Genomic DNA, 23,949 nt, shown 5'->3' with positions numbered 1-23,949 from the left:
GCGGGACCGGAGGCGACCGGGTGACGCGCTCACCAGCCGGGGTAACGGTCCCACCAGTGCGGGTCCCAGCCAGGGACGTACTCGCTGCCGCCGGGTGAGTCCTCGATCTGGGCCAGCAGATCCCGGGCCAGGGTGTCGAGCACCCAGCCCAGTTCGTGCCGGCTCACCAGGTCCACGGGGAGTGCCTCGGCGCCGTGCACCGCGCCGAGCAGCGCCCCGGTCACACAGGCCACCGAGCCCGGGTCCGGCGCGCCCGCCGCGAACTCCAGCGCCGCCCGGAACCGGTCCCGGCCGGGGAACGAGGCCGCCGTGTAGAGGCCGCCCAGCAGCGCCGAGGGCGCGCTCGCCTCCGGGGCGAGCCGGGCCAGCAGGGCCGGTTCCGCGGGCCGGTCGAGGGCGGACCGGAACGCCGCGTGCAGGCGCTCCTGTTCACCGTCCGAGCCCGGGGCCGGCCCGGCCGGCAGCGCGGCGATCCCCGTCTCCAGGGCCGTCCGCGCGAGGTGCTCCGCGGGGTCGCCGGGGCCGTCCGGCCGGGGTGCGGTCAGAGCGTGCTGGAGCAGCACGGCCGCCTGCACGGCGGCCGACCGCGCGGCGGGGTCGCCGTGCGTGAGCGCGGCGAACTCGCCTGCCTGCTCGCTCCAGTGGGGTCCGGCGACCGCCACGGGGAGAGTGCGGGTGAGGGCGTGGCAGCCCCGGCTCGGCGTGGCGATCCGGCTGTGCGGGTCCTCGATCCGGGACAGGGCGGTCACCGTCGCCGGGGCGCTGCCGCGCCGCTCGGCCAGCGCGGGCACGCCCGCGAGCCAGCCGTCCGGCCACGGCCGGTCGCTCGGGTACGGGACCCAGCGACGGCGCATCCGTTCCTCCTCGATGCCCTGCAGCGCCGCCCACCGGCAGTAGGCGTGCAGGACCACGCCCGGCGGATGGCAGATGCCCTTGTGCTGCCCGCGCACCATCGCGCGGACGACCCCCTCGGCGGTGAAGCAGGCCAGCTGGGTGCTGACCCCGGCCCGCAGCGGTCCGGCGGCCGGCGGCTCGCCGCGCGCCCCGCCCACCGTGTCGCCGAGGGCCAGCCCGAGCATCAGCCCGCGCACCCGGGACTGCATCCGCGAGACCCTTCGCTGATACTCCTTGCCGGGGTCCTGCTGCACGCTCACGTCCGCCGCCTCTCCCCTCGCGCCCGCCCACCCCGGCCACCGTATCGCCCGGTCCCGGCCGTCGGACCGGGCCCCGGCCCCCGTCGGACCGAGTCCCGGCACCCGTCGGGCCGGGCTGCGTCGCGGCCGGCGGGCACGGGCTCCCCGCTCGTGTCCGCCGGCCGTCCGGGCCGGGCTCAGGCGGCCCGGCGGCTCCGGCCGCGGTGGACGCGGACGATGTCCGCGTACCGGTGGCCGCTGCCCTTGATGGTGCGGGCCTGGGTGCGGTAGTCGACGTGGACCAGGCCGAAGCGCTTGTCGTACCCGTACGCCCACTCGAAGTTGTCCAGCAGGGACCAGGCGAAATAGCCGGCCAGCGGAGCACCCTTGCGGGCGGCGGAGGCGCAGGCGGCGAGGTGGCGTTCCAGGTAGTCCCGGCGCTCGGGGTCGTCGATGCTGCCGTCGGGGCGGACCACGTCCGGGAAGGCGGAGCCGTTCTCGGTGACGTGGATCTGCCGGGCGCCGTACTCCTCGGTGAGCCGGAGCAGCAGCGTCTCGATGCCGGAGGCGTCGATCTCCCAGTCCATGCCGGTGCGCGGGACACCCTCGCGGCGGACGGAACGGGCGTACGGCGCGGGCCCGTCGGGGTCGTCGGTGACGTGCGCCGGGAAGTAGTAGTTCAGGCCGAGCCAGTCGAGCGGGGCGGCGATGGCCGCCAAGTCAGGGTCCGAGACAGGGAGTTCGACACCGTAGGTCTCCACCATGTCGGCGGGGAAGCCGCGGCCGTGCACCGGGTCGAGCCACCAGCGGTTGACATGGCCGTCGTGCCGGCGGGCCGCCGCCCGGTCCTCGGGGCGGTCGGTGGCCGGGTGCACGGTGGACAGGTTGTTGACGATGCCGATCCGCGCGCCCGGCGCGGCGGCGCGGATCGCCTGGGTGGCGAGGCCGTGGCCGAGGAGCAGATGGCAGGAGGCGCGGACGGCGGCGGTGAGGTCGGTCCAGCCGGGGGCCATCGTGCCCTCCAGGTGGCCGATCCAGGCCGAGCAGGAGGGCTCGTTGAGGGTGGCCCAGAGGGTGACGCGGTCGCCGAGGCGTTCGGTGACGACGGAGGCGTACTCGGCGAACGCGAGGGCGGTGTCCCGCTCCGGCCAGCCGCCGCGGTCCTGGAGCGCCTGCGGCAGGTCCCAGTGGTAGAGCGTGACGGACGGGGTGATGCCCGCCTCCAGCAGGGCGTCCACCAACTCGTCGTAGAACGCCAGGCCCTTGGGGTTCACCGGGCCGGTCCCGCCGGGGATCACACGGGGCCAGGCCACGGACAACCGGTAGGCGTTGACGCCGAGTTGCCGCATCAGCCCGATGTCCTCCCGCCAGCGGTGGTAGTGGTCGCAGGCGACGTCGCCGTGGTCGCCGTTCGCGATCTTCCCCGGGGTGTGGGAGAAGGTGTCCCAGATCGAGGGCGCTCGGCCGTCCTCGGCGACGGCTCCCTCGATCTGGTACGCCGCTGTGGCCGTGCCCCACAGGAAGTCGCGGGGGAAGGCGGCGAGGTCGATGGGTTCGGACACGGAAGTCCCTTCGGGATCAGGGGTGGGGGTCACTTGACGGCGCCCGCCGTCAGACCCGCGACGAGATAGCGCTGCAGCAGCAGGAAGCCGGCCACCACGGGCACGCTGACGACCAGCGAGGCGGCCATGATCTGGTTCCAGTAGACGTCGTTGAGGGTGGAGTAGCCCTGGAGGCCGACGGCGAGGGTGCGGGTGGTGTCGTTGGTCATGACCGACGCGAACAGAACCTCTCCCCAGGCCGTCATGAACGCGTAGACGGCGACCGCGACGATGCCGGGGACCGCGGCCGGCACCACGATCCGGAACAGGGCGCCGAGCGGTCCGCAACCGTCCACCAGAGCCGCCTCGTCCAGGTCGCGCGGCACCGAGTCGAAGTAGCCGATCAGCATCCAGATGGAGAACGGCAGCGAGAAGGTGAGGTACGTCAGGATCAGCCCGCCGCGGGAGCCGAACAGGGCGATGCCGGTGGTGTTGCCGATGCCGACGTAGATCAGGAACAGCGGGAGCAGGAACAGGATGCCCGGGAGCATCTGCGTCGACAGCACGGTGACCGTGAAGACGCGCTTGCCGCGGAACTCGTGACGGCTGACGGCGTACGCGGCGAACACGGCGACGACCACCGAGCAGACGGTCGCCGCGCCCGCCACGATCAGCGAGTTCACGAAGTACTTCGCGAGCGGCACGGTCGACCAGATGTCGATGTACGGGCGGATCGTCAGCCGGCTGGGCAGCCAGCGGAACCGGCCGGTGACGTCGGCGAGCGGCTTCAGCGAGCTGGACACCATCACGTACACCGGGGTGAGCACGAAGGCGGCGAGCAGGGTCAGGAACACCCGCCGCGACCACAGGAACGAACGCGGCGGCGCCATCGGCGAGTCAGGCATCGGCAGTCCTCCGTCCGCGTGAGGTCAGCAGCAGGTATCCGCCCGTCACGACCAGCAGGAAGAGCAGCAGCAGGACGGACATGGCCGAGCCGGTGCCGAAGTTCCAGGTCACGAACGACGATTGGTAGATGTGTACGGAGATGAGGTCGGCGGCCTCGGGAGCGGCCTTGCCGAACAGCACGTACGGCGTGTTGAAGTCGTTGAACGTCCACAGGAACAGCACCAGGACCAGTACCTGGTTGACGGCGCGCAGCGACGGCAGGGTGATGCGGCGGATCTGCTGCCAGGTCCCGGCGCCGTCCAGCGCGGCGGCCTCGTACAGCTCGCGGGGGATGTTCTGCAGCCCGGCCGTCACGATGAGGAACGCGAACGGCCAGCCCTTCCACACCGACACGGTCAGCAGGGCGTAGAAGCTGTTGTCGCCGATGAGCCAGAACGACGGCTCGCCGGTGAGGTGCAGCTGGTCGTGCAGCACGTGGTTAACCAGGCCGTTGTCGTGCTGGAACATGAACACCCAGGTGATCACGGCCGCGTAGACGGGCAGCGCGTACGGCACCAGGAACAGCGCGCGCAGCAGGCCGCGGCCGCGGAAGGCGTCCTGCATGAAGACCGCGGCGGCCGTGCCGATCAGCCAGCACAGGCCGACCGACAGCAGGGTGAAGCCGACGGTGACGCCGAACGACTGCAGCAGCGCCTTGCCGACCGGGGCGTCGAAGTCCACCGACACCCGGTAGTTGTCCAGGCCGCTCCACGGAGCGGTGCTCCAGTCGCGGATGTAGAACTGGGTGAGTTCCTTGAAACTCATCACGATGCCGATCGCCATCGGCACCAGATGCACGAGGAGTTCGAGCAGCAGCGCGGGCAGGAGCAGCAGGTACGGCAGGGAGAGGCGGCGGATCCGCCCGGCGCGGCGGCGTGGTGCGCGCGCCGCGCCGGGGGACGTCTCGCGCACCGGTTCCTTCAGTGCGGTGGTCGTCATCGTGGTCACGCCGCCGGCATCTGCTGCTGGGCCTTCTCCAGCTTCGCCCTGACCGAGTCGGTGGTCACGGCGCGTCCGGCGGCGGCGTCGGCGAACAGCTCCTTGACCGCCGTACCGACCGTCGTCTCGAACTGCGACTCGGACGGCACCTGCGGCAGCGCCGCCGCGCTCGTGGCGAGGGTGTTCTTCAGCACCGCGGTGTCGGGGGCACCGAACGCGGGGTCGTCCTGGGCGGACCTGACCGGCGGGACGGTGCTGTAGGCCGTGTTGAGGATCTTCTGCTCGGCGTCGGAGGTCATGAACTTCACGAACTTCGCGGCGCCGTCCAGGTTGTGGGTGTTCTTGAAGACGGCGATGTTGATGCCGGCGACCATCGAGTTCACCTGGGTGCCCTGTCCGGGGGTGCCGGAGCGGACCGGGACGGGGGCGATGCCGTAGGCGTCCTCGCTCATGCCCTGGGACTTGAGGTTGGCGGCGGCGGACTGCCACAGCAGCATCGCCTGCCTGCCCTTGGCGAAGTCGCTGACGGACTGGTTCTGCGCGTACTCGGCGTCGCCGGCCGGGACGACCTTGTCCTTGGCCATCAGGTCGACGTAACTCTTCACCGCCTCCACGACCTTGGGAGCGGTGAAGTCCGGCTTGCCGTCGGCGGTGAAGAAGTCGGCGCCGTGCTGCTTGGCGAACACGAAGACGTGGTGGATGTTCTCCGAGAGGTTCGCGCCCTCGGCGCCGAGCACCGACTTGCCCCGGGCCTTGATCTTCTTTCCGTCGGCGATCAGCTCGTCCCAGGTGGCGGGCGGCTTGCCGATCCCGGCGTCGGCGAAGATCTTCTTGTTGTAGTAGAGGGCGTACGCCATCGAGTACAGCGGCACCGCCGCCGGGTCCTTGCCCTGCACGCCCGTCGAGCCGAGCGCGGACTCCACGAAGCGGTCCCTGCCGCCTATCTTCGCGAAGTTCTGCTCGTCCCAGGGCAGCAGCGCGCCGGTCGCCTGCAGCGAGGCGCTCCAGGTGTTGCCGATGTTCAGCACGTCCGGGCCCTGGCCCGAGGTGGTCGCGGTCAGGATCCGGTTGAGCAGATCCGACCAGGGCACAACCTCCAGTTTCACCTTGATGCCGGTCTGCTTCTCGAACTTGTCGAGTTCGGGCTGGAGGACCTTCTTGTCCACGGCGACGCTGGCGCCCTGGTTCGAGGCCCAGTACGTCAGCGTCTTCGGCGAGTCGCCGGACGCCCCGCCGGTGGACGATCCGCCTCCGCAGGCCGTGGCCGCAAGGGCGAGAGACAGGGTGACGGCGCCTACGGCCGCGGCTCGGATGCTGCGCATGGCTCCCGGTGTCCCTTCAGGGATTGCACTCATGACTTAATTTAGGACGTGAGTTAATCCGCAGCGGGGACGATCGTCAAGGGATTCGACAGGGAGATCGAAGGCGCGGTCCCTCTCGGAACCCACCCGGGCCGGCCGTACAGCCCCGGCTCACCACTCCCGGTGCCGCGGGCTCCGCTCCCTGCGCCGCACCGCGGTCCCGCGCCGTACCGCGGTCCCCGCCGCACCGCCGTCGCGCAGTTCCGTGATGAGGCCGAGCGCGATGAAGGAGGAGTGGACGGTGTTCACGAGCGGCCCGGCGTTGCCCGTCCGCTGGACCCGGGTGACCGTCGCCGGGTTCATGGTGACCCCGGCCAGCCCGAGGCCCAGCAGGCGGACCACCGCGTGCGGGGGCGCTTCGGCGAGGACCGTCGAAACCGGCGAGGCACAGCAGGTCGATCAGCAGACCCCACGGCGAGCAGCGGCAGGGTGTACCGGTCGGCGAGCCGCCCGACCGTTGCAGTACGGCCCACGCCCCGGCGCCGGCCCGCACCACGAGCCACGACGACTCGTGGTGCGGGCCGGCACCAGGGACGTACCGCTTACCGGACCGGGGGCGGGGCCGGGGCGTAGCCGGCGGGCCGGGTGGTGAAGGTGCCCCGGCCGTGGGTGCGGCTGCGCAACCGGGTCGCGTAGCCGAAGAGTTCGGCCAGCGGCACGGTCGCGGTCAGCACGGCCGCGCCGCCCCGGCTCCGCGAGCCACCGACCCGGCCGCGACGGGCGGCCAGATCTCCGAGCACCCCGCCGACCGCGTCCTCCGGCACGGTCACCGCGACCTCGGCGACGGGTTCGAGCAGCGCGGTCGTGCAAGCCCGCAGAGCCTCGCGCAGGCCGAGCCGGCCGGCGGTGCGGAAGGCCGTGTCGGAGGAGTCCCTGACATGGGTGGAGCCGTCGGTGAGCGTGACGCGCAGCCCGGTCACCGGGTGCCCGCCGAGCGGTCCCCCGGTGAGCGCGTCCCGGCAGCCGGCCTCCACCGCGCGCACGTACTCCTGCGGCACCCGCCCGCCGACCACGGCGGACCGGAACTCGAAGCCCGTGACGCCCAGTTCGGGGCCGAGCGGCTCCACGTCCAGGACGACATGAGCGAACTGCCCCGCACCGCCGTCCTGTTTGACGTGCCGGAACACGAACCCGCTGACGCCGCCGACGACGGTCTCCCGGTACGCCACCCGGGGGCGGCCCACGGTGACCTCGGGCCCGCCGTCGCGGCGGATCTTCTCCACCGCGACCTCCAGATGGAGTTCGCCCATCCCGGACAGGACCGTCTGCCCGGTCTCGGTGTCGGTACGCACCACCAGCGAGGGATCCTCCTCGGCGAGCCGGGCGAGCGCCGCCGCCAGCCGCCCGGTGTCCGTGCTCCGCCGCGCCTCGACCGCCACGGACACCACGGGTTCGGCGGCCACGGGCGCCTCCAGCTGCACCGGGGCACCGGGGTCGCACAGCGTGGCACCGACCCGGGCCGACTTCACGCCCGCGAGCGCGACGATGTCACCGGCGACCGCCCGGTCCAGCTGGACGTGCCGGTCGGCCATGACCCGCAGGATGCGCGCCACCCGCTCGGTGCGCCCACTGCCCGGGTCCCACACGGCATCCCCCTTCTCGACGGTTCCGGAATAGACGCGCACGTAGGCCAGCCGGCCCGTGGCACTCGCGTTCACCTTGAACACCAGCCCCGCGAACGGCGCTCCGGGATCGGCGGCGCGCCGCTGCCCGGCGTCCTCGCCGGCGCCCCGTACGGCGGGTACGTCCAGCGGGGACGGGAGGTAGGCCACCACCGCGTCCAGCAGCGGTTCGATCCCGCGGTTGCGGTAGGCGGAGCCGCACAGCACCACCACGCCGTCACCGGTGCGGGTGAGGTCGCGCAGGGCAGCGGTGAGGGTCGCCGCGAAGAGCGTCTCTCGGTCGCAGAACTCCTCCAGGGCGGCCGGATGCCTTTCCGCGACCGCCTCCTCCAGCGCGCGCCGCCGCCGTACCGCCTCCTCCCGCAGCTCCTCGGGCACCGGCCCTTCCATGGCCGTACCCTCGTCGTCGCCCCACACCAGGGACCGCATCCGCACCAGGTCCACGACACCCGTGAAGCCGTCCTCGGCGCCGATCGGCAGCTGGACGACGAGCGGAGCGGGGTGCAGCCGGTCCCGGAGGGAGCCGACGGCCCGGTCGAGGTCGGCGCCCGCACGGTCCAGCTTGTTGACGAACGCGATCCTCGGGACGCCGTGCCGGTCGGCCTGCCGCCACACCGACTCACTCTGCGGTTCGACGCCGGCGACGGCGTCGAACACGGCGACCGCCCCGTCGAGGACACGCAGCGACCGCTCGACCTCGTCGGCGAAGTCGACGTGGCCGGGGGTGTCGATGAGGTTGATGCGATGGCCGTTCCAGGCGCAGCTGACGGCGGCGGCGAAGATGGTGATGCCACGGTCGCGTTCCTGCGGGTCGAAGTCGGTGACGGTGGTGCCGTCGTGCACCTCGCCCCGCTTGTGGGTGGTGCCCGTCGCATAGAGGATCCGCTCGGTGACGGTGGTCTTGCCGGCGTCGACGTGGGCGAGGATGCCGAGGTTGCGTACGGCGGCGAGGGTGTCGATGTGGGTGCGCACGGCCCGGTGCCTTTCGGGAGGTGGTCCTGGAAAAGGGCGGCGCGATTCCCCGTGTGCCACAGGGAGCGGACGGTACGGCGGCGGCCGGACATGTGCCGGGCGGGCGGCCGGGGTGTCAGCGGGGCGTCACGGGCATCCGGTACCGGCCGCGCAGCGGGCACCGGACGGACGAGGACACCAGGATCACCTCGGTCCGCGCAGGGGGAACGACAACGGCGGTACGGTCACGCACGGCCCGGCTCCCCTCGATCGTCACAACTCACGAAGCACGCCACCGTGGTACGGGCGGCGCGCGCTGCGTGGCGAGTCTAGGGAAACGATCAGCCGGTGCAGTACCGAATTTTTCCCGGGGCTCGGCTGCGGGCAACAACGGCGGCAACGAAAGAACCCCACGGCCGCAGCCATGGGGTCTTGTCTGTGGGTCGTTCACGAGATCCTTTGACCAGCCGCAACAGGGCCAATTGACGTTGAGGTTCCCGCGAGTCGCAAGATCATCCCCCGAGAATATGCACACGCAATATTAGTTCCCGATGGTGAACAGGATGCTATTCATGTGACTGCTTCAGCGCCAAGCGAGTTGCCACGTCAGACAGGTTGGTTACATGCCGGGTGCAAACTCTCCCTCTGCGTAGATAGGCCCATGAGGGCGGTGGCCCGCCGCGGCCACGCCGATGACCGTCCACGAGTACGTCTGGTACTCCTACCGCGGTACCGGACTTCAAGCGCGAGGTCCAGCCGAACAACGCGATCCACCGTCGACCCACTGCGACACCGACGTACCAGCACACTTCGGCCCAGCATCAACGGCTGTCCCCTGCCTCGTGGCAAGACCGTCACGTAGGAGTTGCTGTGCCCGGTCACGACTATCAATTGTGGGCTGCGGTCCGGACAGTGTTGGGTCTCAGCTCAGTAGCACCGAGGGCGTCGAGCGGGCCACGTACGCCAATCCGTCGTACTCACGCATGAGCACCGTCTGAGTCATCGAGAAGCGGTACGTCACGCGTGGCACGCCGGCGCCGAAGGACCGCATGAACTGCGGGCTCTCCAGCCACTCGGCAACGACGGGCTCGGTCCGGCCGGCGCGGAGATCGATCAGGTGGTCCTCGGAGGTGACCGAGGCCAGCTGGGCCTCGACGGAGCGCGGACCCGCCGCACTGATGGTGTGTTTCCTGGGCGGTCGTGTCGCGGAGTTTCCGGGACGGGCGCGGAAGGCGCCCTGGCCGAACAGCAGGCCCAGAGCGTAGTACCGCTCACCGTAGTGATCCCTGAGGTGCCGCCCCATGGCGGGTATGTCTCGCGCGTAACTGTCGGTGCAAACATGGCCGTTGTGAGCCCAGACGGCCACCTTGCCGGCAGTCCCCTCCTCCAAGGAGACCACTGCCTGGGCCATGTGACGGTCCCGGGCGGCCAGCGCGCCCGTCTCCTCGCCTTCGCCCCGCGGCGGCCGGGAGGCCACGTCGGCCGCGGCCACGATCAGGCGCGCATGCCTGAGTGCCTGATCGACGGCCGTGTCCCCGATGTGCGCGGCAAGCCGGGGGTGCTCCTCCTCGAGGAATCGCTCCAGATCACGCGCCTCGGCGAGGAGCTGGGGGCGCTGGTCCACGAGTGACCCGGTCCTGGCCTCCGCCAGTGTGCCGAGCGGGCCATCGGTGATGTCCGCACGTTCCGGTGCCAGCGTGCGCAGCACGGCGGCCAGCGCCGACAGGGAGGGGCCGCATCGCTGCGGATCGATGCCCACGAATCGTACGGCCCGGTCCTGGGGAACCGTTCGGTTGTGGTCGCGCATCCACTCGACGACGTCGAGCATTTCCCGTGTCCGCCACGTCCAGAAGCCGAGGCCGGCCACTGCGTCGACGGCATCACCGGTTCCGTGCAGCACGTAGTCGTCGACCGCCTGAGCAGCGGAGGCACTGGCCTCCATGGCCAGAGCGGTGAAACCCATCTCCTCGACGAGGAAGCGCAGTAACAGGTGTTTGAGCCGGAAGAACTCGGCGGTCCCGTGCGTCGCTTCCCCCATCCCCAGAACACGTACGTCGCGCAGAACCTTGCGCAGTGGCTCCAGGTCACCGTAGCCCGGGTTCGATGCCTCGGGGTGCAGGCCTTTCAATGGCAAGGCGTTCTCTTTCAGCCATCGTTGCACTTCCTCGGTCATCGCCATTTCCTTTCGCGTCGCCTCTCGACACGGTGAGCCTAGCCTTTATGCGATCACGCCCGAACGGACCGCACGCATTTCGGCCGAGAGTTCCGCCAGGTCCTCCAGGGCCGCATTCCAGCCATGCACGAGACCTACACCTGCGCAGTTGAGGACCAATTCGTCCACGCCCACTCGGGCGTATTCGGCCAGTGCGCCGGCCACTTCCCGCGGGGTGCCGTACGCGAAGGTTCCCGAGTCGACCAAGGCACATGCGTTGAGATAGGGCTGTGACGGGTGCACCCGCAGCCCCGCGCGCCTGAGCATGTCCGTGTAGTGCGGGGCGCCCAGGTGTGTGCGGGCGGCTGCGTAGGCGAGTTGGCGGGGATCGCGCCCGTGGCGGTCGACGGCGACATGTACGACGGTGACCAGGCGCGGGACCGGCCGGCTCGCCGCCCGAGCACCGCGCCGGAGCGCCGGCACCACGTCACGTGCCAGGTATCCTGGCGGCGTCATCCAGGTGATCGCCACGTCGGCAGTCTCGCCCGCCAGACGGGCGAGCGTGGGGCGGAGGACTCCAAGGCCGATATCCACACCGGGATGACCGAGATCCGGTAGGTCCGATGCCTGCCGAACGGCCTCTGGCACCTTGTGCCTCTGCTCGGTGAGGAATCCGCGCACCTGCCGGAGATAGTCGGCACACGCGGCTTTCGGGCTGTCGTACGGCTTTCCGTGCAGACTCACCACGAAGTCGGGGGATCCAGGGCCGAGTCCCAGCGTCACCCGCCTGCCGGTCAGACGGGCCAGGGACCGGGCGTGTGCCGCTGCTTCCATTGGGTGGCGCAAAGGCATCAGGGTCACGGCAGTGCCGAACGGGATGCGGAATCCCATGCCCGCGAGGTAGGCGAACATCTGATGGGTTTCGATCGTGACGGACTGGCCCTGCCACAGCCGCGGCATGTCCTCGCTTCTGACGAGTTCCGCGAAGGGAACCGCCTCGGAGGGGGCCGTGGGCATGACCGGAAAGATGACCGAAGTTTGCATGAAGCGGCCTTCACTGAGAGGCGGGTTCGGCGAGATATCCCGCTGCCTGCAGGTTGAACAGATGGGCGTACGTTCCGTCGGCGCTCAGCAGTTCCTCGTGGGTTCCTTCCTCGACCACCCTGCCCCCGTCCAGGACCACGATCCGGTCGGCGATGCGCACCGTGGCGAACCGGTGCGCGATGATGAGGGAGGTGGCGTCCCTCGCGATGTCACGAAGCCGGCCGAAGATCTCGGACTCGGCCTCGGCGTCGATGGCCGACGTGGGTTCGTCGAGCACGACCACCGGAGCCCTCCTCATAAAGGCCCGGCTCAGAGCCACCTTCTGCCATTGACCGCCCGACAGTTGCCGGCCCTCCTCGAAGTGCCGACCGAGCATGGTGTCGTACCGGTCCGGAAGGTCGGACACCACGGTGTCGACTCCTCCGGCTACGGCCGCGGCCTGGATGCGCTCGTCGTCGTCCATCGCCTCGATGCGGCCGAAGCCGATGTTGTCGCGGACGGACATCTCGTAGCGGATGAAGTCCTGGAAGATGACGCCGATGTGCCGCTGGAGGTCGTCGACGTCGTATTCCTCGATCGGTACGTCGTCGATCAGGATCCGCCCACCCGTCGGCTCGTAGAGCCGGGTCAGCAGTTTGACGATGCTCGTCTTCCCGGCGCCGTTCTGCCCCACGAGCGCCACGCACTCCCCGGCCGGCAGGAGCAGGTCGACACCGTCGAGGACGAGCCGGTCGGTGCCGGGGTACACGAAGCTGACGTCCCGGAACTCGATTCCCTTGCGTAGCTTCGCCGGGAACGGCCTGTTCCCGCCGGTGATCCGGCGCTCGGGCAGGTCCAGGAACGCGAAGAGGTTGCCGAGGAAGAGCGTGTCCTTGTAGAGCGAGGCGATTCCCAGGAGCAGTCCGTGGGCCGACACCTGGATGGCGCCCATGGACTGGAGGTATCCCGCGAGGCGACCCACCTGTCCTCCGTCCGCGGCCGACCCGATCGCCCACAGCAGAGCCCCGGAGGAGGCGATGACGCTCAGCAGACCCAGCAGGCCCACGATGCCCGACTGGCGGCGGGCCAGCTGCCGGTCGACGCGGAAGAACTCGTGGACAAGCGTGCGGTACCGCTCGACGAGGTACGGTCCGAGCTGGAACAGGCGCACTTCCTTGAAGGAGTGATCCGTCGTGGTCAGGTACTGGTAGTAGTACGTCCGCCGGCGGTCTGCTGCGCGCGCGTACTCGATGGCGTACGCCTTGTTCGTGTAGATCATGTGCGCGGCAACGGACGGGACCGGTGACACCAGGATGAACAGGGCCACCCACGGTGACCAGGTGAACAGCACCGCGCCGACCGACACGACGGTGACCAGCTCCCGGGTGACGGTGAGCATTTCGGAGAACAACTGGTAGATGCGTCCCCCGTTGCTTTCCTGGAAGGCGCGTTGCAGCTTGTCGTAGGACTCGGCGTTCTCGTACTGCTCCAGGTCGAGCCGGGTGCCCTTGACCATCACCTGTTCACCGATCTTGGTGGTGAGTTCCAGGCGGAGCAGGGAATCGAGGTACTGGCCCCACACGTCCAGCAGGTGCCCGGCCACCGCGATCAGCAGCAGGACGACACCCACCTGCAGGGCCTGCCGTCCGGCCCCCTCGTTGCCGTTGGCAGCCTGCGCCACCGACTGCACCGCACTCGCCGTGAGCCCGACCTGCACGCCGGGGATCGCGGCCGACAGCACCGAGGCAACGGCGAAGGCGGTGACCTTCCGAGCGCTCATCTTCCAGAAGAGCCGCAGCACGCGGAGCCAGATCACCTGGCCTCCTCGGCAGCGAGGCGGCCCCTGAGGGCACGCAAGGTGTGCCGCAGCAGCCCGTAGCAGCGTTCCTCACGGGCCAGATCGACCGGCAGGAGGCGGTTGATCTGCATGTGCGCAAGACTGCCGAGGAGATGGGCGGGCGGCACCGCGAGTCGGCCGCGTTCGGCGGCCTCGCGGACCGCCGCGGATGCCGCACGGACCGCAGGCTCCTGGGGCGCGAGGGCCGCCACTATCCCCATGCGGTGTGCACGGCCCTCCTCATGGGTGGACCGGTCCCAGGGCAGCAGCAGTTCGCACAGGTAGGCACGAACCTTCCTGAATTCGTCCCGCGTGGCGTTGTCGTCCCGGTGGCCGGGGAGCAGGTCCATGCGCTCGGCGAGCGGGACGCCCCAGTGACGGTGGAGGGTGTCCACCGCGGCCACAGCCAGGTGCTCGTCCACCAGTTGCGCCAGGTCCGGGCGGGCCGCTATCAGACGGGCGGTGGTGTCACTATTGGCCTCGAACAGTCGCTCGATCGACTCGAAGGTGTCGGGGCCACCGTAGCGCATGGTCTCCGGGCAGTAGCTGTCCATGGTGACGTCCTGGGCGAGACCGGCGTCCACCAGGCTCCTGCCCCAGGCGGCGAGTCGCCCCAGGACCGACGGCCGTTCGCTGCGCACTCTGATGCGAAGGTGCGGGCGCGGATCGGCATACCGGATGTAGAACCAGCGGTCCACTGCGTCCTCTGCGCGCAGCTCCGCGATGAGTTCCCGCAGCGGACCGGCGATGATCTCGTCGTGGCGTTCGAAGGCGGCGTACAGCTTGACGTACGACCACTCGCTGCCCGGCGGGTACCGCCGTGAGGGGATCTCCACCGGCGCCCCGGCCGGGTGCCGGGCGATGGTCTCGGCCCGGGCGGCCATGACGGGGACGACGATCTCTTCGGTGTACCGCCGCCCGAGGTCGTCGGTCAGCCAGTGATGCTCGAAGTCGGGCAGCATCTCGTGGAGCAGCACCGTTCCACCGGCCGCGCGGCCGATCTCCTCCCGCAGTTCTCCGATGCAGCGGGGGTGGTCGAGGTCGAGCAGCAGCCGGTTGTCGAGGTCGACGAGATACACGTACCGCGGCACGCGCCACCGCTCGCGCCATGCCGCGAGGTCCTCCAGGCCATGTCCGTCCAGCCGCCATTCAGCCGGCCGGAGCACCACCTTGCCGCGGGTCACCCGGGGTAGGAAGGTCGCGTTCGACACAGGTCCCCAATGGAATCCGCCGGGCAGCACGTACCCGTCGTGCGAGGCCTCCAGCAGGAAGCGGGCAACGTTCGGGGCGGCGAGGGGGCTGAGCATGTGGTGTTGCGTCACGACGATCTCGCGCTCCAGCCGCCGCGACCACAGGTGGAACCGCCGGTCGTCGGCGCCCACCAGGATGTCGTCCAACGGCAGTACGCGGTCGGCCGGCACGGAGGGACTGGTGTTGACGGGTATCTCGTACATCCCCAGGTCCGGGTGCGCGGCGACGTTCCCGGCCCGGCCGTACGTGGGGAGGTAGGCCACCTCGGCGTACGCCACGTGCGGCTGAAGTTTCTGCTCCCACCGGGCGAGGTCGCGCAGCTGGTCCGCCAGCCGGTCGCCGAGCAGGTCGAAGAAGCGCCCGAAGGTGCGTCCGCCGTGGGCGAGGCAGTCGGCTCGGAGGACGGCCCGCCACTCGCCCCGGTCGACGGCCTGCCGGTCGGTGGCCTCGATCTGCAGGTAGAGGTCCACCGCGGGAAGTAATGGTCCCACGGTCGCCTCGGGGGCAAGGCGGTCCAGCCAGGCGTCGGTGAGTTCCGCTTCCAGCATCCCCTCGCGCCAGGCCTGGTGCGCGAATTCGACGACGGCCCTGTCGTAGGAGGAGGTGTCCTCGGAGTCGGTGGCACTGTCGAGCCGGCCAGCCTTGCGGGTCGGCTCCGTGTAGGACTCGGGTGCGTCCAGCCCCTGGTCCGGGCCGAGCAGTTCCAGAACCGGCACGCGCACGCCGTGGCCGTATCGTTCGAGGAACTCCTCCCGGTACCGCCTCAGATGTGCGTTGGTGGTGCCGGTGGCCGCGCTCAGGCGCATGAGGACGTCCACCGTGTCGGCCGCCGCCTCGCCCACGGACCGGTTGAGCTCGTCGGACCGCAGGCCGATGGCGGAGTCCAGTTGGTACGTCTGACCCGTGTAACCCGGTACGAGTTTCTCCTGGGCCACTCGCAACCGGGCGAGCGAAACAGGGGCGTCTGCGTGCCGGACCAGCTCGACGACCTCGCGCAGTCGTTCGGCCACCTCTGCCGCCTGCGGGATCCCGGCAAGCCCGTCGAGCAGGTACTGCTCGGGCTGGGCTGTCGTCTGGGGCGGGCGAAGGTCGCTGGTGAGGAAGTTCAGATCCCACAGCCGCTGGAGAAGGTTCTCCTTCTGCGGACCGGTCGCCTCGGGGAAGGCGCCCGTTAGTGCGTCGATGAGCTCGGGGTAGGTAACGGGGGTGGCGGCGGCGTCCAGGACGGTGTGCACGGCGGGGGTTGCCCGGACGCGCACCGACGTGCGGTCGCTGTTCCCGTAGACGTCGGCATGTGGCAGGACCACCCGGTCACCGGAGACATGGGCTGTCGCGTTGCGGACGATTCTGAGGCTCCGCCAGGTCTCCTGGTCGTCCTCAAGCCGTTTGATGCAGGCGAGGATCCATGCCATGTCCGCGCGCACCCGGGTGCTGCTGATCACGGGGGTCTCCAACCGGGCGGTGGTGCGTCCGGAGAAGGTCCCGGCGGCGACGCCCGAGAATGCCCCGAAGGGTGTGGGTCGGGTCGACATCCGGGTGACATAGCGCCACAGCCGTGAGTGGACGCGCGCCAGGCTCTTCGGGGACATCCGTTCCAGCTGTGTGAGGCCCTCCGCCAGGCCCTCGCTGGCGACGAAGATCGCCCGCCGGACCTCGGGGTCGTCAGCCAGCCGTAACAGGGCGCCGGACGTGTGATCAGGGTCGCTCATGAACGCGCGGAACGTCTCCGCGGGCAGTGCGGGAGAGCGCAGGAGGTAGAAGTCGGCGGGTACGTACCGGGACATGCGCATCACCTTGCGAAGCAGGCCCGGAACCAGGCCGGACGGTCGTCGTTCAGGGCAGCGAGGATCGCGAGGGCGACTCCGGCGGCTCCGCACAGCAGGCCCGGGTCGTCCACCAGGTGTCCGGGCAGCTGGTGGTCCGCGAACACCGCCGGTCGTGCCTCGTCGGCATGCTCGAGCAGCCGGTCGAGCAGGACGGGGATCCGTTCGCGGGCGAGGCCGCTGAAGGGTGCGAAGGCGCGGCACATCATCAGCAGGCCGGCCTGTCCGTGACACAGGGTCGGCGACAGCGGTCCGGCCTGCGCAGCTCGCCGCAGCACGGCCTCGAACGCGGTGACGGCCGTAGTCAGTAGGCCGTTGTCACCGGTGCTGCGCGAGATGTCGAGCAGGGCCGAGGCGACACCGGCCGTGCCGTAGCACCAGGCGATCTGGTCGTGGCCGTGCAGGCGGGGCTGTTCGTTGCCGTCCACGTCAACCGCCACGCCGTCATGCCACAGCGGACCGAACTCGTCGGCGGCCTGATGAGCGAGGATCCAGGCGGTGAAGGTGGTGACGGCCGTGTCGAGTCCCGGGTGTCGGTGGCCGGACGCAGCAGCCGCAGCCAGCGCCGCGGCGACTCCGGGCACGCCGTGCGAGAAGCCGAGGTTCAGGTACCCGTGCGGATACCTGTCGTGGTCGTTCCCGACGGGTGGGTAGACGTCGGGGACCAGCAGCCAGCGGTGCGGGGTGTTCCGGGTCTGCGCAGGCTCGCTCAGCCACACCAGGTAGTCGAGGAGCCGGCCCACGGCCTCCCGGACGGCGGGGCTGGGGTTCTCGATGGAGACGAGGTAGGCGAGGACCCCCGCCGCTCCGCTGATCCAGTCATAGTCGGCGTCGGTGACCGCGCGTTCCACGGCCAGGTAGTCGGTGTCGAGCACCTGGGCGGCGAGTTGCTCGTGCACGCGGCGCAGGCTCGGCAGGAAGCGTGGCTCGTCGTGGGCGCAGTCGGCCAGTGCCAGGGCCAGTCCGCTGGTGCCACCGAAGATCCCGGGAACCTCCAGTGGTACGACGCGGGTGCCGAGCACGGCTTCCCGCATGTGCTCGAAGGCGGTGTCCCGGTCGCCGAGTCCCGCGCGGGCGGTGTACAGGTGCAACAGGGCTGTTCCGGCCTGGCCGTGGCTGAGGCTCGGCGGGTACCAGCCCACTGGGTGCGCCGACTGTTCCGCAGCGGTCAGAGCCAGTTCGGTCACCTGGCCGGTGGTCGAGGTCCGTTCGGCGACCAGGCGGACCGCGCGGTGTGCGCGTTCGATGAGCGTGTCCTCCTCGCCTCGAGCCGGCCAGCCGGCTGTTTCCCGGTTCTCACGCATGTCCATCCCTCGTGTCGCGGCCGTTCGGCTGTCGCAGTGGAAACGGGTGTTGCCGTGCTGAGCCCACGGCAACACCCGTTGTCGAAGGTGAGCCCGATCAGAGCGGGCTCATCCGGTTCAGTGCGAGTGCTCCTTCGGGCAGATGCCCGAGGTGCACACGGTCGTGCAGACGTAGGTGCAGTTGGCCTTGCAGGTCACCCGGGTGCAGACCGCGCGGGTGAGGAGCGAGGAGATGGATGCCGGTGCCCTGTCCAGGCCGGCGGTGGACGGCGAGGTAACCCGGACGTCCAGATCGAATGCGTTGCCGGACATGTGATTTCCTTTCGCGTGACAATTCCGTCGGATTACGGAATGACGCAGAGTCGGCCTCTGCTTGATTCCTATTCTGCTCGTCGGCCACACCGGCAGACATTGTCGTTCGCGACAGTATTGCGAGAAACGTACGACGCCAGGCAGAGGCTCAAACGGGAGTGTAGTTCCAACTTCTCGGCTATCGCCGAAAGGTGCGCGCGCACGGTTCGTTCAGTCAAATGAAGACGGTTCGCCATACTCTCGTTCGACAGACCTTCCGCCATCATGGAAAAAACCTCCGACTCCCGTGGAGTGAGGCGGTCCAGTCGCTGCAGGGCAGCCTTCCAGTGGGGTTCGTGTCCACTGACCTCACGCATGTGCGGATTTCTCCGACTGGAGCAGGTGGCTTTCGACCAGCTGCTGATAGGTCCGGTCTCTGGCGAGCAGTTCCTCATGTGTTCCGATGGAACTGACCCGCCCGCCGTCCATGACAACGATCCGTCGCGCCGAGCGGACCGTCGACAGCCGGTGGGCGATGACCAACAGGGAGCAGCGCTCGGAGACCCTCAGCAGAGCCTCGGCGATTTCCGCCTCGCTGACGGTGTCGAGGTGCGAGGTGGGCTCGTCCAGCACCAGCAGGTCGGGCTCGGCGAGCAGGGCGCGGGCGATGGCCACGCGCTGGCGCTCGCCGCCCGACAGGCGCAGCCCTCGTTCGCCCACCTCGCTGTCGAGCCCGTCCGGCAGGCGTCGCAGGAGTGCGTCGAGGCCAACCGTGTCGAGCACGTCGCGGATCGCGTCCTCGGATGCGTCCGGTGCGGCGTACGTGAGGTTGTGGCGCAGGGAACCGTAGAGCAGCGGTGTGTGCTGTTCCACCAGCGCCACATGCCGTCGGTAGCCGCGGTGTTCCAACTTCCTGAGGTCGGTGCCCCGGAAGAGCACCGCTCCGTCATCCGGGTCGTAGAAGCGCTCGATGAGGGAGGTGACCGTGGTCTTGCCCGCGCCAGACCTGCCCACCATCGCGAGGTAGCCGTACTCCGGAATCCGGAGCGACACCCCACTCAGGACCTGGCGGTCCCCGTACGAGAAGGAGACGTCCACCAGTTCGAGCAGTGGGCCTGGCCCTCGGGTAGGCGCCTCGACGGGGTCTGACGTGGACTCCACGGGCAGTCTCAGGGCTTCCTGAATGCGTTTCAGTGACCCGAGGCCGCGCTGGATGAGGGCGACGGCACTGAACAGGCCGGCCAGCGGCATCACCAGGTAGGTCGCGTAGAGCAGGAAGGCGACGAGTGCGCTGATCGTCATGTCGCCGTTCGAGACTCGTACCGCGCCGATGAGCAGCACGAGCAGGAACGATCCGTTGACCGCGACCTCCATCACCGGTCCCACGAGTGAACCCAAACGGGCCGATCGCACCCCACTCGTGAAGGCGGCCTCGGCGGCCGCGCCGATGCGTCGGGCTTCGCGGAGTTCCGCCCGGCAGGCGCGCACGGTGCGGATGTTGCCCAACGCCCGTTCGAGATCGGCTGTCATGGTGCCGACGTCCGTGAGGGACTGCTCGGTGGTCCCGCGGATCCCGGTCATGACACCGGCGACGACGACAGTTGCTGCGGCGATCGTGGCGATGACAATGCCGAACATGACGGGGTCGAGCCACAGCATCAGTCCACCCGTACCGACGGCCGTGAGCGCCACGGTGACGAGTTGGACGAAGCTGCCCGCCACCATGTCGCGCAGCACGGTCGTGTCCGTGCCCACGCGGGAAAGCAGGTCACCGGTCCGGTGGCGGTCGAAGTCCCCAATTCTTGCGAGCAGCAGCCGGTTCGCCAGAGTCTTGCGCAGCCGCAGGACCACCCCCTCGCCAGCCACGTCGAGCAGGAACTGGCCCAGGCCCTCGATGCATGCCTGAGCGGCGAACAGCCCGGCGAGCAGCAGTGCCGGGCCGGCCAGCGGCTCGCCGGACCCCACCCGGTCGATCAGCCGCATCGTGAGCAGCGGCTGTAACAGCCCGAGCACCGTGCCGACGACCGTCAGAGCGAGCGCCCAGGCGACCGTCGTCCGCCGCTCCAAGAGCAGCGCGAACAGGTCGCGGTAGCCGACGCTTTCACCCGCAGCCGTACCGGCCATCGGGACCCTCCTTCGCATCGTGTGGTGCCACGCTGAACAGCACCCGGAAGTAGCCCACGGGGACGCCCTCCCCCACCATGCGGCCGTCGCTCTCCACCCAGGCGTGCGCGGCGAACGGCGGGGCCGTACGGATGCCGACGCACCACGTCGGCCAGACACCGCGGGCCCGGCACAGCAGCGCGGTCGCGATCGACCGCTGCAGGCACCCTTCGCGTCCCGCGCACAGCAGGCTGACGGTGGTGACCGCGTCCCGCGCGGCCTGTACCTGCTCGAAGCGGGCTGGTTGTGCCCCTCGTGCGAGGGCGGTCAGCAGTCGGCGGATGCGCTCCGGTGACAGGCGTGTGAGCGGCTTGGCCGTCCCCACGGCCAGGCGCGCGGCCAACCGCGCACGCCAGGGGACGGCTGACGGGGGACGCAGGACGGTCTGGAAGCTCACCGGTCCACCAGCCCCGCCTCGACCAGGGCCGCGACGAGCGCCTCGGCGTCGGAGCGTGCTCGTTCCGCACCGACCTCGAACTCGTCGGTGAGCCGGGTGGTGACGGAGTCGATGTCGCCGCCTGAGGTCAGTTCGTCCAGTGCCAAACTGCCCGTCGGGTTCAGTTCCCAGTACCTCCCGGTGCGTCCGTCCAGCAGAACCTTCCCGTAGTCGGTCTCCACCAGTGACACGTCGGCTCTCAGCCGCATCGTTTCCCCCTTCGGACGGCGCTCAGACGGTGCGCAGCCATATCTCGCAGGCCAGCGTGGAATCGAGACCTGCGTAACGGAGTTCGGGCGAGGACGGCTGCAGCGTGGTCGCGAGGAGCCTGTCCGCGTCGACCAGCCCCAGCCGGGCGAGACGGGAGTCGTGCCACAGCTCCGCGATCCGGGCCCGGTTTTCCCTCAGGCCGTTGGCCGCGTCGACGGACGCCTCACCCTTGGTCTCGCGCTTGAGCACCTCGGAGGGCACCACGCCACGCATCGCAGCCTTGAGAAGGGGCTTGTACAGCCAGGGTGAGGAGCGGTCCTCCGGCTGTACCGACCAGCTGGCCTCGATCACGTGGTCGTCGAAGAACGGGCTGGCCATCGGCAGACCGCCCTGCTCGGACACCTGGTGCAGGACGCGGGTCACGCGTGTGCCGTGGTGCAGGATGTTCAGTTCGTTGTGCTGAGCCCGGGTCCCGCCCAGGGGGATAGCTGACTGTGCCGCCAGCCGCATTCGGCGGCGTACGGCGGCGACAGCGTCCGGCGTCGCCCAACCGGGCATCCGGGGTGGGACGTCCCAGGCAAGGACGTCCGCACTGTGCGGCGCCGCCCGGGGAGCGGTGAGCCGGTCGGCACTGGCAACCAGCCACTGGCCATAGGACCTGCGGTCACCGATCACCGACAGGGCGTCCCGCAGTGACCACCTGTTTTGCGCCCGGTATGCGCGAAGGTGACGCAGTGCGCCGAACGGCTCGGTGGCCAGCCGTTGGAGTACGTGCGCCGGGTGCCCCCACAGGACGTGATCGCCGCCCATCCCAGTGAGATGCAGTTCTGAACCGCGGACCGCCATCTCGTCATGACCAGCGAGTTGCCGGGGCTGGTCGAGGATGGTCGGCGTCGGCTCGTCGACCGGTCCGGTGACCTCCAGTAGTCCACTGTAGAACAGCGGGACCTGGTCGACGGGGAGCACGAGGTGCTCCGCGTGCTTGAGGCCGGCCGCAGCCAGCTTCGCCCAGTGGACGTCGTCGTCACCAGGATCACGGCTCGCCATGGTGAGGGCGAACGGTGCGGCACCGGCAGCGGCGGCCACGGCACAGACAGCGGTGGAGTCCAGCCCTCCGGACAGGTCCGAACTGACCGTCGTCGCCGCCCCCGTGCGCACACGGACCGCCAAGTCGAGTTCCCGGCGTAGCAGTGCCGCCCCCTCCTCCAGACCCAGCCGGGGCTCAGGGGGACTCCACCACCGCGTGCGGGAAACGCCGTCCGGGCCGGTGTCCAACTGAAAGCCCGGTGGCACAGCGTGAACACCCCGCCACAACGGCACATCGCCGAGCGGATGGGGGACCGAGTCCAGCAGACGGACGGCGAGCAGTTCCTCGTCGAGGGGAGCGCCGACCAGCCCGGCGACGACGTCGGCGCGATTGCTCGCCACTGTCACGCCTGCCGTGTCGGCGTGGAACACCCGCCTCATCCCGGACGCGGTCCCCCGGACCCGCAGCCGGCTGCCCCCCGCGACGACGATGTGGAAGTCGCCGCGCAGGGCTGCCAGCTTGCGGGCGGCGGACGCGATGTCACGCTCGTGAGCGAGGCGCTGCGCGATACCGTCCTCGTCCGCGGAACTCGACCCGATGACCGCGACCTGGAGACCGTGCCGGGTCGTCGTGACGAACGCGGAGCCCCAGGAGCCGATCAGCAGGGGCCGGCCGGAAGGATGGAGCACCCGCTTTGGGGCCTTGTTTCTTCGTTGTTCTTCGAGACGCGAGGCCACGGCGAGGCCGGCCTCACAATCAGGCAGTACCACAAACCAGCTTTCGCCGTGGCTCGACATAGTTCTCCAGAGATCGCTACCAACCCAGCGGCAGACGGACCCTGGGCTCATGCGGACCGCGCCGCAGGAATCCGGTGTCCAGTCGGAAGTCACCGGCAATGAACATCGCCGGCGCCTCGTAGATCTTCCGTCCCATGCTGTTCACCTCCCTTCCGTATGGAGTAGACGCGGTGCCCCGTGGGGTCTTCCGGTCGCCAGCGAATCTAGGCGCAGGTGAATGCGGCGATCAATGAAAGACCAATTCCTGTACTCTGCGTGGTCACCACGGAGAGTACATCAACCGACCCTCGGGGCTACGGCGCTGCCTGGCCTTTTGCCCATGCTCCGAGTCATCGCGCACGAAGGGATCCTCGGCCAGGAGAGATGGTTTCCCTGGCTTTATCGTGACCCTGGGTATTAGCTTCCTTGCCACTGTCGCGGCGGTGCCGCCCGTCACGCGGCACCACGCCCGTGCGGCCTGAACGCCGTGCGGCCTGCTCCCCCACGTCGGGCCGCCGCGGCGGGCAAGGCCCCAGCGGGGCGCGGGCCTTGCGATGGCGGAATTCGGTGTATTGCAGCCACGACGGCGGCCCTCGGAATCCCGGAGACGTCGGCAAGGTTCACGACGTAGCGGAGCTGCTCCGATATCTCCGCGAGGCCCACTTTGCGCGCCGAGTGCACCACGACCGCGCCACGGCCCCGGCCGAAGTCGATCAGCCCTTCGGCGCGCAGCATCCGAAGCGCCCGGAGGACGGTGTTCTTGTTCGCGCCATATAACTTTCCGAGTTCACCCGACGAAGGCAGGTACGCGCCCTGGGCATAGACACCCGACACGATCTCCTGCTTGAGCTTGCGCCCTATCCGGGTGTAGAGCGCCGACCCGGCACCTGGTGCGGCGCCGGCTCCAATGTTCCTGCCAGCTGGATCGACACTGGATGCGGGCGGATGTGGTACGGATGTCATCAGAGCGTTTCCCCCTTGTGCTTTTCCTTCAGTGCACCGGTGCGGCGCAGACTCGAAGAGTCGTCGAAGGGTTGCCGCACCAAGCGTCCGCCGGAGGTCTGCCGGCGTGGCGTTCGGGCATCGACTTGACAGATTCTGGCTGTGACAGCGGCGACGGGACATGCCGGGCCAGGGACGAAGTACTACCAGGCAGGCCCCAGC

At 69.8% G+C, this 23,949-nt stretch carries 20 protein-coding genes; all 20 read right to left on the bottom strand.

The annotated features are described in order from the left end of the window. Positions 1-29 precede the first annotated feature (29 nt). The 20 genes from S1361_RS32825 to S1361_RS32735 all read right to left on the bottom strand — a co-directional run bounded on the left by S1361_RS32825 (position 30) and on the right by S1361_RS32735 (position 23,748). Positions 30-1,154, bottom strand: a complete 1,125-nt coding sequence (locus S1361_RS32825) for an ADP-ribosylglycohydrolase family protein (RefSeq protein ID WP_243769388.1) — start codon at positions 1,152-1,154, stop codon at positions 30-32. Between the two features lie 176 nt (positions 1,155-1,330). Further along, the gene (locus S1361_RS32820; RefSeq protein WP_208035492.1) at positions 1,331-2,695 is read right to left on the bottom strand and encodes a GH1 family beta-glucosidase; all 1,365 of its coding nucleotides are present in this window, start codon (positions 2,693-2,695) and stop codon (positions 1,331-1,333) included. A gap of 29 nt (positions 2,696-2,724) precedes the next feature. Then, complete coding sequence (locus tag S1361_RS32815; protein WP_208036871.1) at positions 2,725-3,564, bottom strand: carbohydrate ABC transporter permease; 840 nt, start codon at positions 3,562-3,564, stop codon at positions 2,725-2,727. Positions 3,565-3,571: 7 nt separating this feature from the next. After that, positions 3,572-4,558: a carbohydrate ABC transporter permease gene (locus S1361_RS32810; protein ID WP_208036872.1), complete on the bottom strand. Its 987-nt coding sequence runs from the start codon at positions 4,556-4,558 to the stop codon at positions 3,572-3,574. A gap of 5 nt (positions 4,559-4,563) precedes the next feature. Beyond that, entirely contained in the window at positions 4,564-5,880 is a 1,317-nt protein-coding gene (locus S1361_RS32805) for an ABC transporter substrate-binding protein (protein ID WP_208035491.1), read from the bottom strand. Between the two features lie 150 nt (positions 5,881-6,030). After that, positions 6,031-6,261 (bottom strand): hypothetical protein, encoded by a 231-nt coding sequence (locus S1361_RS32800; protein WP_208035490.1) that lies wholly within the window; start codon positions 6,259-6,261, stop codon positions 6,031-6,033. Positions 6,262-6,461: 200 nt separating this feature from the next. Then, positions 6,462-8,513 (bottom strand): elongation factor G, encoded by a 2,052-nt coding sequence (gene fusA / locus S1361_RS32795; protein WP_208035489.1) that lies wholly within the window; start codon positions 8,511-8,513, stop codon positions 6,462-6,464. 901 nt (positions 8,514-9,414) lie between these two features. Next, the gene (locus tag S1361_RS32790) at positions 9,415-10,665 is read right to left on the bottom strand and encodes an erythromycin esterase family protein (protein ID WP_208035488.1); all 1,251 of its coding nucleotides are present in this window, start codon (positions 10,663-10,665) and stop codon (positions 9,415-9,417) included. A 45-nt stretch (positions 10,666-10,710) separates the two neighbouring features. Then, positions 10,711-11,661 carry an LLM class flavin-dependent oxidoreductase gene (locus S1361_RS32785; RefSeq protein WP_243769387.1) on the bottom strand — a complete coding sequence of 317 codons (951 nt, stop codon included), beginning with the start codon at positions 11,659-11,661 and terminating at the stop codon, positions 10,711-10,713. Between the two features lie 37 nt (positions 11,662-11,698). Further along, complete coding sequence (locus tag S1361_RS32780; RefSeq protein WP_208035486.1) at positions 11,699-13,483, bottom strand: ABC transporter ATP-binding protein; 1,785 nt, start codon at positions 13,481-13,483, stop codon at positions 11,699-11,701. After that, positions 13,480-16,539 carry a lantibiotic dehydratase gene (locus S1361_RS32775; protein ID WP_208035485.1) on the bottom strand — a complete coding sequence of 1,020 codons (3,060 nt, stop codon included), beginning with the start codon at positions 16,537-16,539 and terminating at the stop codon, positions 13,480-13,482. The genes S1361_RS32780 and S1361_RS32775 overlap by 4 nt, the downstream gene beginning before the upstream one ends. 5 nt (positions 16,540-16,544) lie before the next feature. Then, on the bottom strand, positions 16,545-17,882 hold the full coding sequence (locus S1361_RS32770) for a lanthionine synthetase C family protein (RefSeq protein WP_208035484.1): 1,338 nt from the start codon (positions 17,880-17,882) through the stop codon (positions 16,545-16,547). A 117-nt stretch (positions 17,883-17,999) separates the two neighbouring features. Next, positions 18,000-18,194 (bottom strand): FDLD family class I lanthipeptide, encoded by a 195-nt coding sequence (locus S1361_RS32765; RefSeq protein WP_069777648.1) that lies wholly within the window; start codon positions 18,192-18,194, stop codon positions 18,000-18,002. Between the two features lie 68 nt (positions 18,195-18,262). Further along, positions 18,263-18,550, bottom strand: a complete 288-nt coding sequence (locus S1361_RS32760) for a response regulator transcription factor (protein WP_279577636.1) — start codon at positions 18,548-18,550, stop codon at positions 18,263-18,265. Then, a complete protein-coding gene (locus tag S1361_RS32755; protein WP_243769386.1) occupies positions 18,543-20,297 on the bottom strand; it encodes an ABC transporter ATP-binding protein in 1,755 nt (584 codons plus the stop codon). The genes S1361_RS32760 and S1361_RS32755 overlap by 8 nt, the downstream gene beginning before the upstream one ends. Beyond that, the gene (locus S1361_RS32750) at positions 20,275-20,733 is read right to left on the bottom strand and encodes a lasso peptide biosynthesis B2 protein (protein ID WP_208035482.1); all 459 of its coding nucleotides are present in this window, start codon (positions 20,731-20,733) and stop codon (positions 20,275-20,277) included. Before S1361_RS32750 ends, S1361_RS32755 begins: the two co-directional genes overlap by 23 nt. Then, entirely contained in the window at positions 20,730-20,981 is a 252-nt protein-coding gene (locus S1361_RS32745; protein ID WP_208035481.1) for a lasso peptide biosynthesis PqqD family chaperone, read from the bottom strand. Before S1361_RS32745 ends, S1361_RS32750 begins: the two co-directional genes overlap by 4 nt. A 22-nt stretch (positions 20,982-21,003) precedes the next feature. Then, positions 21,004-22,449 carry an asparagine synthase-related protein gene (locus S1361_RS32740; protein ID WP_425088098.1) on the bottom strand — a complete coding sequence of 482 codons (1,446 nt, stop codon included), beginning with the start codon at positions 22,447-22,449 and terminating at the stop codon, positions 21,004-21,006. A 373-nt stretch (positions 22,450-22,822) separates the two neighbouring features. Beyond that, positions 22,823-22,912: a keywimysin-related RiPP gene (locus S1361_RS40420; protein WP_425088096.1), complete on the bottom strand. Its 90-nt coding sequence runs from the start codon at positions 22,910-22,912 to the stop codon at positions 22,823-22,825. 326 nt (positions 22,913-23,238) lie between these two features. Beyond that, positions 23,239-23,748: a GntR family transcriptional regulator gene (locus S1361_RS32735; protein ID WP_208035479.1), complete on the bottom strand. Its 510-nt coding sequence runs from the start codon at positions 23,746-23,748 to the stop codon at positions 23,239-23,241. Positions 23,749-23,949: the final 201 nt, after the last annotated feature.

Origin of the sequence: Streptomyces cyanogenus (assembly GCF_017526105.1) — a bacterium.
Classification (GTDB): Bacteria; Actinomycetota; Actinomycetes; order Streptomycetales; family Streptomycetaceae; genus Streptomyces; species Streptomyces cyanogenus.
The sequence above is the reverse complement of the archived record's forward strand: the minus strand, read 5'-3'. Positions and strand labels throughout refer to the sequence as shown.

Excerpts from the sequence above, each read along its gene's own strand:
- S1361_RS32815 (WP_208036871.1), bottom strand. The coding sequence starts at position 3,564 with ATGGCGCCGCCGCGTTCGTTCCTGTGGTCGCGGCGGGTGTTCCTGACC.
- S1361_RS32810 (WP_208036872.1), bottom strand. The coding sequence starts at position 4,558 with ATGACGACCACCGCACTGAAGGAACCGGTGCGCGAGACGTCCCCCGGC.
- S1361_RS32805 (WP_208035491.1), bottom strand. The coding sequence starts at position 5,880 with ATGCGCAGCATCCGAGCCGCGGCCGTAGGCGCCGTCACCCTGTCTCTC.
- S1361_RS32790 (WP_208035488.1), bottom strand. The coding sequence starts at position 10,665 with ATGACCGAGGAAGTGCAACGATGGCTGAAAGAGAACGCCTTGCCATTG.
- S1361_RS32785 (WP_243769387.1), bottom strand. The coding sequence starts at position 11,661 with ATGCCCACGGCCCCCTCCGAGGCGGTTCCCTTCGCGGAACTCGTCAGA.
- S1361_RS32775 (WP_208035485.1), bottom strand. The coding sequence starts at position 16,539 with ATGTCCCGGTACGTACCCGCCGACTTCTACCTCCTGCGCTCTCCCGCA.
- S1361_RS32770 (WP_208035484.1), bottom strand. The coding sequence starts at position 17,882 with ATGCGTGAGAACCGGGAAACAGCCGGCTGGCCGGCTCGAGGCGAGGAG.
- S1361_RS32765 (WP_069777648.1), bottom strand. The coding sequence starts at position 18,194 with ATGTCCGGCAACGCATTCGATCTGGACGTCCGGGTTACCTCGCCGTCC.
- S1361_RS32760 (WP_279577636.1), bottom strand. The coding sequence starts at position 18,550 with ATGCGTGAGGTCAGTGGACACGAACCCCACTGGAAGGCTGCCCTGCAG.
- S1361_RS32755 (WP_243769386.1), bottom strand. The coding sequence starts at position 20,297 with ATGGCCGGTACGGCTGCGGGTGAAAGCGTCGGCTACCGCGACCTGTTC.
- S1361_RS32745 (WP_208035481.1), bottom strand. The coding sequence starts at position 20,981 with ATGCGGCTGAGAGCCGACGTGTCACTGGTGGAGACCGACTACGGGAAG.
- S1361_RS32740 (WP_425088098.1), bottom strand. The coding sequence starts at position 22,449 with ATGAGGCGGGTGTTCCACGCCGACACGGCAGGCGTGACAGTGGCGAGC.
- S1361_RS40420 (WP_425088096.1), bottom strand. The coding sequence starts at position 22,912 with ATGTTCATTGCCGGTGACTTCCGACTGGACACCGGATTCCTGCGGCGC.
- S1361_RS32735 (WP_208035479.1), bottom strand. The coding sequence starts at position 23,748 with ATGACATCCGTACCACATCCGCCCGCATCCAGTGTCGATCCAGCTGGC.